The sequence below is a fragment of the Marinomonas sp. 63XJN7_9_ISO-PGPR-S23-217 genome (assembly GCF_056173515.1).
Genome location: NZ_CM149678.1, coordinates 19609 through 34788 on the forward strand (window position 1 = coordinate 19609; position 15180 = coordinate 34788).

General features: G+C 43.9%; 13 protein-coding genes. 3 read left to right on the forward strand and 10 right to left on the reverse strand.

Annotation, left to right across the window (positions count from 1 at the left end):
* Positions 1–7: 7 nt before the first annotated feature.
* From trkA to def, 4 genes are all read right to left on the reverse strand, one after another.
* Positions 8–1381: a Trk system potassium transporter TrkA gene (gene trkA, locus AC0VYI_RS00095; RefSeq protein ID WP_199476591.1), complete on the reverse strand. Its 1374-nt coding sequence runs from the start codon at positions 1379–1381 to the stop codon at positions 8–10.
* Positions 1382–1794: 413 nt separating this feature from the next.
* Complete coding sequence (gene rsmB, locus AC0VYI_RS00100; protein WP_475446418.1) at positions 1795–3189, reverse strand: 16S rRNA (cytosine(967)-C(5))-methyltransferase RsmB; 1395 nt, start codon at positions 3187–3189, stop codon at positions 1795–1797.
* Between the two features lie 5 nt (positions 3190–3194).
* Entirely contained in the window at positions 3195–4193 is a 999-nt protein-coding gene (gene fmt / locus AC0VYI_RS00105) for a methionyl-tRNA formyltransferase (RefSeq protein WP_475446420.1), read from the reverse strand.
* Positions 4194–4315: 122 nt separating this feature from the next.
* Positions 4316–4822 carry a peptide deformylase gene (gene def, locus AC0VYI_RS00110; protein ID WP_199476594.1) on the reverse strand — a complete coding sequence of 169 codons (507 nt, stop codon included), beginning with the start codon at positions 4820–4822 and terminating at the stop codon, positions 4316–4318.
* Positions 4823–5116: 294 nt separating this feature from the next.
* Here def and dprA point away from each other — a divergent pair, with 294 nt between their 5' ends.
* Positions 5117–6553 carry a DNA-processing protein DprA gene (dprA, locus tag AC0VYI_RS00115; RefSeq protein ID WP_475446422.1) on the forward strand — a complete coding sequence of 479 codons (1437 nt, stop codon included), beginning with the start codon at positions 5117–5119 and terminating at the stop codon, positions 6551–6553.
* A 73-nt stretch (positions 6554–6626) separates the two neighbouring features.
* Here the strand turns inward: dprA and AC0VYI_RS00120 are convergent, their stop codons facing one another.
* A complete protein-coding gene (locus tag AC0VYI_RS00120) occupies positions 6627–7046 on the reverse strand; it encodes an RNA-binding S4 domain-containing protein (protein ID WP_199476596.1) in 420 nt (139 codons plus the stop codon).
* Between the two features lie 45 nt (positions 7047–7091).
* Here AC0VYI_RS00120 and cysQ point away from each other — a divergent pair, with 45 nt between their 5' ends.
* Complete coding sequence (gene cysQ, locus AC0VYI_RS00125; RefSeq protein ID WP_475446425.1) at positions 7092–7943, forward strand: 3'(2'),5'-bisphosphate nucleotidase CysQ; 852 nt, start codon at positions 7092–7094, stop codon at positions 7941–7943.
* Positions 7944–8197: 254 nt separating this feature from the next.
* Here the strand turns inward: cysQ and AC0VYI_RS00130 are convergent, their stop codons facing one another.
* The 5 genes from AC0VYI_RS00130 to AC0VYI_RS00150 form a co-directional block, all read right to left on the reverse strand.
* On the reverse strand, positions 8198–9790 hold the full coding sequence (locus AC0VYI_RS00130) for an alpha-amylase family glycosyl hydrolase (RefSeq protein ID WP_475446427.1): 1593 nt from the start codon (positions 9788–9790) through the stop codon (positions 8198–8200).
* Between the two features lies 1 nt (position 9791).
* Entirely contained in the window at positions 9792–10820 is a 1029-nt protein-coding gene (locus AC0VYI_RS00135; RefSeq protein WP_475446429.1) for an ABC transporter ATP-binding protein, read from the reverse strand.
* A 12-nt stretch (positions 10821–10832) separates the two neighbouring features.
* Positions 10833–11666, reverse strand: coding sequence for a carbohydrate ABC transporter permease (locus AC0VYI_RS00140; RefSeq protein WP_199476600.1), 834 nt, complete (start codon positions 11664–11666; stop codon positions 10833–10835).
* Complete coding sequence (locus AC0VYI_RS00145) at positions 11663–12625, reverse strand: carbohydrate ABC transporter permease (protein WP_475446431.1); 963 nt, start codon at positions 12623–12625, stop codon at positions 11663–11665. Before AC0VYI_RS00145 ends, AC0VYI_RS00140 begins: the two co-directional genes overlap by 4 nt.
* Positions 12626–12696: 71 nt before the next feature.
* A complete protein-coding gene (locus AC0VYI_RS00150) occupies positions 12697–13974 on the reverse strand; it encodes an ABC transporter substrate-binding protein (RefSeq protein WP_475446433.1) in 1278 nt (425 codons plus the stop codon).
* Between the two features lie 238 nt (positions 13975–14212).
* Between AC0VYI_RS00150 and AC0VYI_RS00155 the strand changes: the two genes are divergently transcribed.
* Complete coding sequence (locus AC0VYI_RS00155; RefSeq protein WP_475446435.1) at positions 14213–15178, forward strand: LacI family DNA-binding transcriptional regulator; 966 nt, start codon at positions 14213–14215, stop codon at positions 15176–15178.
* The last annotated feature ends 2 nt before the right edge of the window (positions 15179–15180 follow it).

Consider the following 15180-nt stretch of genomic DNA (forward strand, 5'->3'; position numbering starts at 1 on the left):
GATTCCATTAAAAGAAAGACAGTCCGACTTGGAATAACTGCTCAACCGCAGGGATTTGTTTTTTGTTGGATACAAAGATAATGACATGGTCTTCTGCTTGGATGATCACATCCCCTGTTGCCAAAATCACATCGTCCTCACGTACAATTGCGGCAATGGTCGCACCTTCCGGTAAATTCACTTTGGCAATACTTCGGCCTACCACTTTGGAAGAGCGATAATCCCCGTGAGCCACCGCTTCTAACGCCTCGGCTGCTCCTTTTCTCATAGAGTGTACGTTGACCACATCGCCTCGACGAATGTAAGTCAATAAGGAACTGATTGTTGTTTGTTGGGGCGAAATGGCGATATCTATCATGCCCTCTTGGACAATATCCACATAAGCTGGGTTATTAATGATGGTCATAACGGTACGCACCCCCAACACCTTAGCCAACATGGACGACATAATGTTCGCTTCATCATTGTTAGTCAGGGCACAAAATACGTCCGTAGACTCAATGTTCTCTTCCTGTAAAAGTTCTTTTTTAGAGGCATCGCCATTTAGCACAATGGTCTTATCAAGCGTTTCAGACAGATAGCGACAACGTTCTGGATCGCGTTCAATGATTTTTACGCGATATTCTTTTTCAAGGCTGTGGGCCAAACGCTCACCAATGTTTCCGCCACCGGCAATAATGATTCGGCGGTATGGTGTATCAAGGGGACGTAACTCACTCATGACATCCAATACGTCTCGCTGCGCCGTTAGAAAGAACACTTCGTCGTTGGCATGAATACGTGTATTACCATCCGGCTTGATCGATGCTCCATCGCGATAAATCGCCGCAATGCGCGTTTGAATAGACGGCATGTGCTCTCGTAAATAGCTGATGGGTTGATCGATTAATGGGCCGCCTTTTTCGGCTTTGACGACCACTAGCTGAACTTTACCATTGGCAAATTCCATCACTTGTAGTGCGCCTGGGTAACGGATCAAACGGCTTAAATGTTTGGTGACTTCCTTTTCTGGACTGATTCTGACATCGATTGGCAGTGCTTGATCGCTGAATAGCTCGGGGTATTTTGCATAAGCACTGGACCGCACTCGACCAATTTTGGTGGGGGTTTTAAACAAAGTGTGGGCTACTTGGCAAGCCACCATATTGGTCTCGTCTTGGTTACTGACTGCAATAAGCATGTCGGCGTCATTGCACCCTGCCTGTTCTAGTACATCTGGATGTGAGCCACTGCCTTCGACTGTCTGGATATCGAGTCGATCTTGTAATTCTCTAAGGCGCACTAAGTCCGTATCAATAACCGTAATATCGTTGTCTTCATTCGCGAGATTTTCTGCGAGCGTTGCACCAACCTGGCCTGCTCCGATAATGATGATTTTCATAGTCTGCCTTAAAGCATGTCTTATTTATATTATTTAACTTAATGGTCCATGGTATTAGGGATATAGAATAGTCCCTAAACTCATGCTGCCTATATGTTAGGCTTAATGCTCTTTACATCAAAATAATAATTAGCGCTATAACCTAGAAAAACACAAAAAATTTCATGATCCTTAGCCTAGAGCGAGTGTGCTGGTTTTGATCGAGTGTCAGTACTAAGATAGAGATGTTTCACATGGAACGTCTCTATTTTAGGCTTAGGACTTTTCCTTTCTTAACACCCAAATTTCTAAGTGTATATCAGCCTTTTAGTTTGTCCAAAAGACGCTTTTGCAAAAATACAAAACGCCCTTTACCCCTTTACAACGTCAGCAAACAATACAACGTCAGCAAACAATACAACGTCAGCAAACAATCATTGCTTTTTTAGTAAACAATAGTAGAAACCATCGTGACCTTTTAGGGTAGGGAAAAGCTGGCGACCATGCTGGGCAGGAACCCCCCACTCCGTTTGTAAATCGGGATTCAATGTGTTCAGTGGTACTTCAATGGCGTCATCATGGGTCGCTAAAAATCCGGCGATTTGTTGTTCGTTTTCTTCTGGCATTAAGGAACAAGTTGCATACAAAAGATAACCACTAGGCTTCAGGGTTTGCCATACTTGATCGATTATGTGTTTTTGAATAGCTGATAATTCATCAATATCGGCGGGTTTACGGTTAATTTTAATATCGGGATTACGACGAATCACCCCTGTCGCGGAGCAAGGTGCATCAAGTAGGATTTTGTCAAATGCTTTGCCGTCCCACCAAGTTGATAGTTCGCTGGCGTCCGCACATTGCAGGTTTGCCATAAGACCAATGCGCTCTAAATTCGCTTCGATTTTTTCTAACCGCCAAGGTTCTAACTCGACGGCGGTGAGATCGAGGATGGCATTTGCATTTTGATGGCTAGCGGCAAACTCAAGCAAGTGTCCCGTTTTCCCTCCTGGAGCAGCGCATGCATCGAGCACTTTCTCTCCGCTTCGAGGGGCTAGAATGTGGGCTGCGAGTTGTGCAGATTCATCTTGAACACTGGAAAAGCCTTTTTCGAAATCAGGTAACTCTGTCACTTTTATGGCTGATCTTAGATACAGAGCTGATGGCGATGCTTGACCAATGGTCGCATCTATTCCCTTTTCGATTAAGTTTTCAAGATATGTTTCACGTGAAACGACACTTGTGTTAACTCGAATACACATGGGCGGATGGCTGTTACTTGCCTCGATGATTTGTTCAAAGTGTTCAGGCCAATGTTTAACAAAGCGTTTGACTAACCATTTTGGATGATTATATTCAACAGAAGGCATAGCCTCTAATTGACCTATAATCTCATCCGCCTCACGTTGATAACGACGCAAAACAGCATTCATTAACTTGGTCGCCCAGTCTTTTTTTAGCGAACGACAAGCTTCAACGGTTTCATGCACCGCTGCATGGTCTGGGGTATTCATGTAGCCTAATTGATACAAGCCAAGTAATAAGGTGGCATACAAGTCCGTGTCTTTTTCCTCAAAGGGATGACTAAGCAAGTGTAAGGCGATGCTATTTAGAAGAGGATACTGACGGCAAACACCAAAGCACAGCTCTTTAAGCAGTGGAATATGCTCGCTAGAGACATCCTGTTGGTGACGAGCTAATTGCGTACTTAAGGACCCTTGTTGGCTTAGTACACCGGTGATCACCTGTATGGCGACTAGACGAGCACTGTGTTGGATGGACGGTGCCCCATTGGTAGTGTTGTCTACGATCTTCTTATCAGGAAATGTCATGTTATTTACTCTTCTGAACTGAGACCTAAACATTGGCCTATTTGAATGGCTTCTTTGTGTTTACCATTTAATGCGTCTTGGACTTTCATACGCTTACCTCCTGGAAACTGAATCTCGGTAAGGCGAATGGTGCCATTGCCCGTTGCTACAATCACCCCCTGCTTACTGACCACCAAAATATCCCCTGGAGATGAGGTATCAGCACTCACATCGGCAAGCTCCGCTTGGTGGATCTTCATGACGCCTTGGCTACTTTGAGTATAGGCGACAGGCCAAGGGGATAACCCCCGTATTTTACGTTCGATTAATGTTGCTGGTTCATCCCAGTTGATTTCCGCTTCTTGCTTGGTCAATTTAGCTGCATAGCAACTTAATGAATCCTCTTGTTTTTCTGGTGTTAGTTCCCCTACTTTGATTTTTTCCAAAGCATCAATCAGGGCACTGCCGCCGAGTTTGGCCAGTTTGTCATGAAGGCTACCAGAAGTATCGGTAATTTTGATATCGCAGTAGGTCTTTAATAACATGTCTCCCGTATCCAAGCCTTCATCCATTTGCATGATGGTTATCCCCGTCTCATCATCCCCAGCGATGACGGCACGATGTATTGGGGCAGCACCACGCCAACGAGGCAAAATAGAACCATGTACATTTATGCAACCCATTTTAGGAATGTCTAGCACTGCCTTAGGAAGAATGATGCCATAGGCCGCAACGATCATGATGTCGGCATTTAAAGCCGCTAATTCTGCTTTGTCTTTGTCTGCTTTAAAATTGAGTGGCTGAAAGACGGGAAGATGGTGGGACAAAGCTAATTGTTTCACTGGGCTAGCAAGGAGTTTTTGACCGCGTCCAGCCGGACGGTCCGGCTGTGTGTAGACACCAACGATGTGGTAATGGTTTGCATCTTGGTTGTCTAACAGCGCTTGTAGGCTGGCAGCCGCAAAATCGGGCGTGCCAGCAAAGACGATGCGAAGTGGCGACAATTTTTTAGTGTTTTGAGTCATGATGTTTTGGGTTCCTTAACAAAAAAATCAGGCCAAGGCCTGATTTTGAGAACGGTAAAATCGAAGTTAAGTGTTTCGTCTAACCGCTTTTAAATCTTGAAAGATGAAGCGATAGATAGCAATTAGTCGCGTTTTTTGGCCGCTTTTTGCAGCTTGGTCTTAATGCGATTACGCTTAAGTGGTGATAGGTAATCCACCATCAGCTTGCCGTCTAAGTGATCGACTTCATGTTGAACGCATACTGCAAGTAACTTATCGACTTCCATTTCAAAAGGTTTGCCATGTCGGTCTAACGCTTTTACTTTCACTTTTGCCGCACGGTAAATATGCTCGTAGTAGCCTGGAACCGACAAGCACCCTTCTTGGCACTCATTTGGTTCATCGTCGACTATCTCAAATTCTGGGTTAATAAACACCAAAGGATCCGTATGATCTTCTGAGAAGTCCATTACGACTAAGCGGTAGTGATAGTCTACTTGCGTTGCCGCAAGGCCTAAACCTTTTTCTTCGTACATGGTGTCAAACATGTCATCGATTTGTTTTTGCAATGCATCTGTAAATTCTGTAATCGGCTCTGCGACTTTGCGCAAACGCGGATCAGGGTATTCTAGTACGGGTAACACAGCCATGATCTTGTCCAGTATCTTCTTTGTCTATTCTAAGTCTCTAAATACGCAAGTGCTCACTGCGTATTCGTTTTTTGCGTGCTTATACACGGTTTGATATGTGTCTATTGTAACGCAACTTGCCCTATTGGGCAGCGCTATGATGGCGGTTTTTTGGTCAATAAAAAAGAATTGCTCCAATAGGGGTTGTCTATTTCTAGACATATCATCTGAAAAATGCGATTTTCAAGGCCATGCTATAGGATGGCATATTTCAGTTTTATCTTTAATTTTATACAGCGCAAGGATCGCCACAGTATGACCACCTCTAATTTATCCGCTTTATCATCTTCCCTTTCAGATTCGAAGGGTTCTCATTCGAGTGATGCAGACTTAGTGAGTAACCCTTGCTCCTTACTGAGTGAAGAAGATTGGCTCTGTCTGAGTTTTCTTACTGGCATTGGTCCGTCTCGTCTCTCTCGTTTATATACCTACCTAGAGCACTTAGTGACAGATACGTCTGAGTTGCCTGAGTCAACTCACTCGCCCGTTTCAGGTGATCTATTTGAAAGTGATTTACCAACTGAGGCTGAGCTGCCCAAACAAGACTCTAATCATCCGATTACCTATGAGTTATTGCGCTCGTTAAAGTGGCCAGAAATAACCGCACGTGAAGCTATGTCCTATCTAGAGTATGGGCAGTTGACAGAGGAACAAAATCAAAAACGTGAGATAAGTTTAGACTGGCTGGAGAAAGCTGATCATCATATGCTTTTTCAACATCATCCAGCTTACCCTGATGCATTAAAACAGATATCGGTGGCACCAACTTTTTTGTATGTGGAAGGTTCATTAGAAGTTTTGTCTGAGCCAAAAGTTGGCATTGTTGGAGCGCGTCATTGTACCGGCTATGGTCGAGAAGCGACTTTGCAAATTTCTGAACAACTGGCGAAACGTGGTGTTTGTGTGGTCAGTGGTGGGGCTCGTGGCATTGATACAGCTGGCCATCAAGGGGCGCTTAATGCTAGAGCGACGCCGACCATAGCGGTAATGGGAACCGGGTTACTTCACCGCTATCCTAAGCAAAATGCCAAACTGTTTGAGTCGATTTTAACCCAAGGCGGTGCGTTATTGAGTGAATACCCTTTAATGACAGACGTCCGCGCGCACCTCTTCCCGCCTAGAAACCGTATTATTAGTGGGTTGAGTTCCGGTGTTTTAGTGGCTGAGGCCTCGCCTAAAAGTGGTTCATTGATCAGTGCAAATTACGCCATGCAACAAAATAGAGAAGTCTTTGCTTTACCTGGTCGAGTGGTGGACGCTCAGTCGGAAGGTTGTCATCAGCTTATTCGTCAAGGGGCGATTTTGGTTCGCCATGTTAACGACATTCTTAGCGAGTGCCCTGCACTGCAGCAAATTGCCTCTGAAGAAAAGCTGCTGAATGTTTCACATGGAACATTGGCTAAAAAATCAGATTCCCATAGCAAAGCCAAAGTCGCTGATCTTGCTGACCTTAATGTGGATCAAAACAAACTTGGCAGTGATATGAAACGCTCGTTAACCTCCTTGCCTGAACTTCTTTCAAAGGAGGCAAAAAAGGTTGCGACAATATTAGAAGAAGACACTCAAGCTTTGGATTTTGATGCACTGATTCGTCACTCTCAGTTGACAGCACAAGCTCTCATGCAAGCCTTGATGGAGTTAGAATTGAGTACCTGCATTGTAAATTATAATGGCAGGTACGAACGTTGTTAGAATGTTATTGTGGGCGTTGGAATTAGTATGGGACAGGAGACAGGAAGAGAAAAGCGTACGAGAGAAAAGTACGCTAACCTTGATCGCTGAAAATGTCTTTTTTCAATTGTCTAATATCACGGCGTTCTTTCTTGTTTGGTTTATGGTCTGACATAATTCGACCACCGAAGGATTTGTTTTGAATCGCACGCTTTTCTCTTTTTTCAATGGACTCAGGTGTTTCTTCATAAAGCATTTGTGCCTCTGGAGCCCCGCGACGTTGCTCACTGATGGCAAGCACTTTGACGACCTTTTCATCCCAGCCTAAGCGCAAGCCAATTAACGCCCCTACTTCCACGTTACGACTTGCTTTACCCTTGGCCCCATTGTAAGTCACCTTGCCGCCATCAATAGCATCTTTACAAAGTGAGCGAGTTTTATAAAAACGCGCGGCCCAAAGCCATTTATCCAATCTAACTGCTTGTGGTGTTGACTGCTTTTCTGCTTTACTCATATGAGACAATATCGATCCAGTTTGTAGTTTATGTTAGAGGCTGTTATGCAGGATGTAAATCATCACCCTTTTTTCCAAGCTCTGCAAAAAATAATACACGATGCCGCCGATGTGATCATGCAAATTTATCAACGTGCGGATCTTGGTGTCGAGCAAAAGTCCGACGACAGCCCTGTTACCGCAGCGGATTTGGCTGCGCACAATGTCATACTTGCCGGTTTGCAAACATTGACACCAGCGATACCTGTGCTGTCTGAAGAAGGTGTCGCTCCCTATTCCGAACGTTCTAAATGGACGTTACTATGGATCGTTGATCCGTTAGACGGTACCAAAGAATTTATCAAACGTAATGGTGAGTTCAGCATTAACATCGCGTTGGTTGAAAATGGACAACCGATTCTTGGTATGGTGTATCTACCGACGACTTCCGAGGGTTACTTTGGGGTGACGCAACCGTATCAAGGCTTGCCCATCGGGGCGGTGAAATGGCATGGCAAGGACTTTGAAAGCATTAAAATGCGAGAGCCTCGGGATCCGATCGTTGTAATGACCAGTCGTAGTCATGGTCCTGCTTTACCAGCCGATTTAAAAGAAACCCTTAAAGGCGCTTATGATCAAGTGCGTGAGCTCCCTAAAGGCAGCTCGATAAAAGGCTGTCGAATTGCCGAAGGTATTGCGGACCTTCATCTTCGTCGTGGTCCCACTAGCGAATGGGATACAGCAGCACAACAAGCTATCATCGAAGCGGCTGGCGGCATGCTGGTGACACCAGAGGGCAAACCCTTTCGCTATAACCAAAGAGAAACTCTCCTTAATGGGCATTTCTTCGTCTCAGGCCGCGAGCTCGCTCCTCATGTGCTGGATTGGTATCAGCGCCATGATAAAGAAGAAGACTAATGACGTTACCTTGCCCACTCAATACCCTCAAAGCTTGTTGATTAAATAGATTCTTTATTGGAGTTTTCAGGATAAGTAAGTGTTTACTTATCCTGAACGCATTTGAGTGAACCCTAGATAGATCAATGACCCACTATTTCGGACGAGCTTTAGCCAGAAGAATCAATTGTGCTCTCCTGGCTTTGGCTTATCTCATTGTTTCACGTGAAATATTTTTGAGTTGAAAAAGCCCTGGTACAAACATAGGGGCTATTTTACCTTGATAGAAAAATAAAACCGTTTGCCTCCAATACCACCTGTTGTTCTTCTATATTAGCGTTACCAAACTTAATACACTGACTAAATTCAGTGGTATTTTGATAGGTGGCAAATGTATTACTTAGGTTAAAGATACATAAGATGGTGTCACCCCGAACATATGCTAACAACGAGTCATCATCCTTGATAAACTGAGTCTTACCATTGCGCAGCGCTGGGATTTTTTTGCGAAATGCAAGCATGTCACGATAAAAATTGAGTACGGAGAATGGATCATTTTGTTGATCCGCAACATTTAATTGTCGCTGAGCGTCTTTGACGGGAAGCCATGGGGGGGAAGAGGAGAAGTCCGAGAACTCTGAGCTATCCCAGTTCATAGGGGTTCGACAACCGTCTCTTCCTTTGTCTTCAGGCCAAAACTCAATGCCTTGCGGGTCAACCAGTTCGTCATAGTTTAGATCTGCTTCCTGTTGGCCAAGCTCTTCACCTTGATACAAGCAGACAGAGCCTTCTAAACTGAGTAACAAGGCACAAGCCTGTTTAGCTAAAGCGGTTGGATCTTCAGTGTGTTTTTTCCAGCGACTAATATGTCGAACCACATCGTGATTAGAAAAGGCCCAACAAGGCCACCCATTTGGGGCGAGTCGGAAAAATTCGGTTACTTGTTTTGAAAAATGTTTAGGCGAAAATGAAGGGCTTAACATTTCAAATGAGTATGCCATGTGTAATCGTTGGTCTGAGGTATATTCCCCCATCATCTCTATCGGATGGTGGCTTTCACCGATCTCTCCAACGGATGTCGTGGCTTCATATTCATCGAGTAACGCTCTAAACTTTTTAAGAAAAACCAAGTTTTCGGGTTGGTTTTTTGAAAACAAATGGTACTGCATGTTGTAAGGATTCCAATCCGTTACAGACTTTTGACGAAAGTCTGCAGCATTATCCCGCAGTAATTTATCATGAAAATAATAATTCACCGTATCGAGACGAAAACCATCCACGCTCCGCTCTAACCAAAATCTTACAGTACTGAGAATCCATTCTTGGACATCAGGGTTATGGAAATTGAGATCCGGTTGTTGGCGTAAGAAATTATGAAAATAGTATTGTTTACGACGTGTGTCCCATTGCCAGCCGCTACCGCCAAAAATAGACAACCAATTATTTGGTGGTGAACCATCAGGTTTGGCGTCCGCCCAAACATACCAGTCTGCTTTATCATTGGTTTGATCTTGGCGGCTTTCCAAGAAATGAGGGTGTTGATCACTGGTGTGTGAGAGCACTTGATCTATGATAACTTTAAGACCCAAGCGGTGGGCCTTGGCGATCATTTCATCAAAATCTGCGAGTGTTCCAAAAGACGGATCTATATCCGTATAATTTGAAACGTCGTAACCCATGTCTTTCATTGGTGATGTAAAGAATGGCGATAGCCAAATAGCATCAACACCCAAGTCCGCTATATGATCCAAGCGGCTTGTAATGCCTGGGATATCGCCTATACCGTCACCATTACTATCCATAAAAGAGCGCGGATAAATTTGATAGGTAACACTGCCACGCCACCATTCTTGTTCAGTTAAATTCATTTTAAATAGCCTCTTGGTAAGATTTTGAAGGGTTTGGTAAGCCATTATTGTCAAATCGATGGAGATGTTTTTCTAACGGGCGAACACTTAGGCGAGTCCCCAATTTAATGCGTTCTTGTCCATCCAGACGTACAACTAAATGATCACTTGTACCTAAATCTATGAATACAAAAAAATCTGAGCCTAGGTTCTCTGTATGCACGACCTCCCCGCTCCATATCCCATTATGCTGATCGACAACAAGATGCTCGGGGCGAATGCCGAGGGTGTGGCAATGGTGTTGTTCTGCGATGTTACCAGTGAGGAAGTTCATCTTTGGTGAACCAATAAAGCTGGCAACAAAAAGAGATTTAGGTTGATTGTAGAGTTCTTCTGGTGTACCGACTTGCTCAATGTTGCCGTCTCTGAGAACACAAATACGATCCGCTAATGTCATGGCTTCCACCTGATCATGGGTAACGTAAATCATGGTTGTGTCTTTCATTTTGTGATGTAGCTTAGCTATTTCTAGTCGCGTATCTACTCGCAATGATGCATCTAGGTTAGATAAAGGTTCGTCAAAGAGAAAAACCCTTGGGTCACGGACGATCGCACGTCCAATCGCAACGCGTTGACGCTGTCCGCCTGATAACTGCTTTGGCAAACGATCTAGTAAATGCTCTATTTGCAACATCTTCGCTGCCTCAAGCACTCTATTTTTCATTTCTTGAGGTGACGTATTGGCGAGTTTTAATCCAAACGCCATATTTTTGTACACAGGCATGTGTGGATATAGAGCATAGGATTGGAAAACCATGGCGATGCCTCGTTCTGATGGCACCTTGTGATTCATGGATACGCTATCAAATAGTAGCTCTCCAGATGTAATGTCTTCTAATCCACAAATAAGACGTAATAATGTTGATTTGCCGCAACCGGAAGGGCCGACAAAAACCATAAATTCACCTGCGTTGATGGTGAGGTCGACACCTCGGATAACGTCTGTACTGCCAAAGGTTTTTCTTAGATTTTTAAGTTCAATTTTAGCCATAATGAAGACTCCTTAGCCTTTCACGCCACCAGCGGTTAGGCCGGAGACAATTTTTCGCTGGAAAATCAGCACCAAGACCACCAACGGAACGGTGACCAGTACAGAAGCTGCCATAATGAGCCCCCAAGGTGTTTCGTATTGAGATGAGCCTGATAACATGGCGATGGCCACGGGGACCGTACGCATGCTCTCTGAGGCGGTGAATGTCAACGCGAATAGAAATTCGTTCCAAGCCCCGATAAACGCCAGCAACCCTGTGGTGACTAGGGCTGGCCACAGTAAGGGCATAAAAATTTGCGTGATAATGGTCCAAGGTGTGGCACCATCAACAATAGCTGCTTCTTCTATTTCTACGGGTAAATCTCGCATAAAGGTGGTTAACACCCAAACGGTAAAGGGCAAGGTAAAAATGGTATAGGACAGAATCATGGCCCAAGGTGTGTTGTAGATGCCAATAAATCGGATCAGTTCAAATAGACCTGCTAGAACTGCAATTTGCGGAAACATCGAAATGGCTAAGATGCTCATAAGCAATAACCCTCGCCCCCTAAAGCGTACTCGAGCTAAGGCATATGATGCAGTAACTGCCAGTAGCAACGCGCATGCAACTGTAGTGCTTGCGATGAAGACTGAGTTCAACGTGCTCCTGATAAACTCGCCGTTATGCAATATGTCTATGTAGTTACTGAAATTGAACGAAGAGGGAAAGTAGTTCACCTTAAATAGGTCTGTGCCCGTTTTTAGGCTGGTTAAAATCGCATAGTAAAATGGGAAAACCGAAATAAGGACGATGACCACCACCACAGCATAAAAAGCAGTCTTTTTGAGTAGCATTTTTCTTGTCATGATTTGTCTCCACTTAGGTCAATCTTGCCCAGCCAGATATAGAGCACGACAAACAGGGCAATAATGGCAAAGAGTAAGGTGGATTGGGCTGAGCCATAGGCAAACTTGTCAAAGTCAATGAGGTTCTCTCGGGAGAGGATTGACATGGTTTTTGTAGCGTTTGAGTTAGGTGTCAGTACATAGACCAAATCAAACATGCGTAAAGCATCAAGCGTTCGAAATATAACGGCAACCATAAGTGCGGGTTTTACCAAGGGTAAAGTGACTTGGAAGAACACTTTTATAGGATGTATACCGTCTATTTTGGCTGACTCATACATGTCTCTAGGGATCATTTGTAAGCCTGCGAGGCACAGCAGAGCCATGAAAGGAGTCGTCTTCCAAATATCGACAATGATTACCGATAACATAGCGGTATCAAGGTTGGCAGTCCAAGCCATTTTATGGTCAATCAAACCAATGCTTAATAACATGTTATTGATGATGCCGAACTGATCGTTGAACATCCATGCCCATATCTTTGCTGATACAATCGTGGGAATAGCCCATGGTATTAAGATCGCTGCACGTACTAGGCCTCGGCCTTTAAACTCTGCATTTAATACTAGGGCGACCATTAGACCGAAAATGGTTTCTAAAGAGACTGAAACCAGTGCAAATTTCACGGTATTCCATACAGCATTCCACCAAGCTGGGTCGGCCAAGGTTCCTGAATAAATGGTGCGTCCTGACGAAAGGGTTTTCCACGTCAAATAGTTTTTAAAACCAACCCACTCTCCGCCATAAAGGTTGGTCAAAGAAGTATTGGTAAATGAAAAATAAATTGAGCGTAGTAATGGCCAAGCTGCAACACAAAACAAGACAATTAGCATGGGAGCCAGGAACCAGAATGCCGCACGTAGCTTTTGGCGCTGTAAACTGGAGGTTCCTGGGGTGGTTAAGATAGCTTTGTTAAACATACAAGGGCTTCCTATGTCGAAAGGAAGGGATCAAACGATGATAAGTCTTTGAGTCCCGTCAATAGTCCGAATTACCAGTGATTGCCTTTTAATGTTTGAAGTTCGTATTCGAGTAATTCGAGGTTGTCTTTTGCTGATCCACTGCCCGCAAGTGTGTCGTGAACGGCGTAGAAAAACTTAGAGGAGACCTCGTTGTATTTAATTTTTGTGGGCGCGGAAGGACGGGGAACGGCGTGTAAAAACACGTTTTTCCATTGGGCAATAAAAGGTTCCTGTTGCTTTATGTCTTGATCATCATAAAGGGAAATAATGGTTGGTAAATTCGATGAATGGAGAGCTCGATACTTTTGTACTTCTTTCGAAGCGAGAAATTTCACCAATGAAATGGCGGCCTCTTTATGTTTAGAGTATTTCGAAACAGCCAGATTCCATCCACCTAGTGTTGCTGCTGACTTATTGTTTCCCCCACCGCTTGGCAAAGGCGCAATTCCAAATTTATTTTTAATAGCACTGTCATCCCCGTTACCTAGAGCATAGGCATAAGGCCAATTGCGCATAAAAACGGCATTACCTGTTTGCCAGACGCCTCGAGATTCCTCTTCTTTATAAGCTAAAACACCTTCTGGAGAAATATTACCTATCCAAGATTTTGCCATGTTAAGAGCGGCTACTGCTTTTGGATTATTGATTGAAATCGTACCGTCCGCTTCCACTATCTGACCGCCACCATATGATTTAATCCATTCTAACGCATTGCAAGTCAAGCCTTCATAAGCGCTACCTTGCCACACAAATCCCCACATATCAGGGTGGCCTGTCTCACGCTCCTTGGTTTGTATGTATTTGGCCGTCGCAGTGAGTTCTTGCCAGGTTTTTGGTACTGCTTTATGGTATTTTTCGAGAAGATCTTTACGATAATAAAGGGCGGGAGCGTCAGTAAAGATAGGAAGAGCGACCAGTCGCCCATTAGTTGTTTGTGATGCAATGATCGAAGGAAAGTTCTGCGCGACAATATCTTTTGTATAAGGTGTTAGATCAACGAAGTTATCGGCCAGTTGCGGGGCCCAAGTCACATCCGTTTGATACACATCAATATCTGGGTTCCCTGCTGCTAACCATAGGCGATATTGGCTAAATTGGTCTGTCGTCGACGATGGCATCGGCAGGACGGACAGTGTATTTCCCGTGCGTTGCTCCCACGGTTTTACGAGTTTTTTCAGTACCTCAATATCTTTACCAACGGCCCCAGACGCTAGCACGACTTTAGCTGCGTGTGCGCTACCGGTAGTCGATGCCATTATCGAAAGGCATAGCAAAGACGAGTTTATTAACTGCCACGCTTTTTTCATGGTTATACTCCTATTTTAATTTTTGTTTTTCGAGTTTTATACTAAAACAGAGCGTAAACGTTTACTCTTTTTTTTAAAACTAACGTAAACGTTTACTCTAGTCAACAAAATATCCGTTTTTTTAATTTTTTTAAGCCAGTGCGTTTGAAAGAAGCGTATTTTGCTCTAGTCGCTTGCAGGATGGATTTGCGATATTCTTATCGACATTTTTAAATCATTCAGAAGAGGCCCAATTCGCATGAGTAATAAATCTGTTACGATTCATGAATTAGCCAGTTTAGCTGGTGTTTCTATAGCATCGGTAAGTCGAGCATTAAATGGAAAACCTGGCATTAGTGAAGCACTTCGTTCGCGAATTCTATCTCTGAGTGAAGAGATTAATTACAAACCGAATGTTATGGCTCGTCAGCTGATCTCTGGAAAAACGCCAGTTGTGGCATTATGTATGCCCTCTTCTCCTTATGAATTTTCTGATAGGCCTTATTTTGTTCATCTTTATCAAGCACTAACCTTATATCTGCATCGAAAGGGTTTAGTGCCAGTTTTATTTGCTTACGAAAATATTGAGGACGTGTTTTCTCAGGCAAGTTCTGCGATTTTATTGGGTGCTACTGAGGATGATCGTCCTGAAATTTTTGAACGCCAAAAGTTCCCCTATGTGACGCTAGAAACCGGGGTGGGTGCTTCTGTTGTGACTGATGAGGCAAATGGCGTGTATAAGTTGACACACTATTTGTTTAAAAAAGGTCGGAAAAAGATGCTTTTTTTAGGGGAAAATATCGATATTTCGACAAGCCAAGCGCGATTACGTGGCTACCGAAAAGCGATTGGAGAATTAGGGCTTGAAGAAAACTTTGATAATGTGTCTCGTCAAGTTAGCTCTTCTTTAAGTGCTTACCGTCAGATGATTGCGCATTTTCAATCATCTGAGCCTTTCCCTTATGACACTGTTATTTGCGCAAATGATGAATTAGCGGTTGGTGTTATTCAAGCTGCAGAGGATGCTGGGTACAAAGTTCCTGAGGATATTTCTGTAACGGGCTTTGATGACCTTCCACGATTCTCAAACAAGATTACAACGATCCATCAAGATATTCCCAAAATTGCAGAGGCGGCTGTCGATTTGCTATCAGAGCAATTAGATGGGTTGCCTCCGCGTGTCGTTGAAGTAATGACGCGTCTCATTAGCCGAGAAAGTGCTTAGCT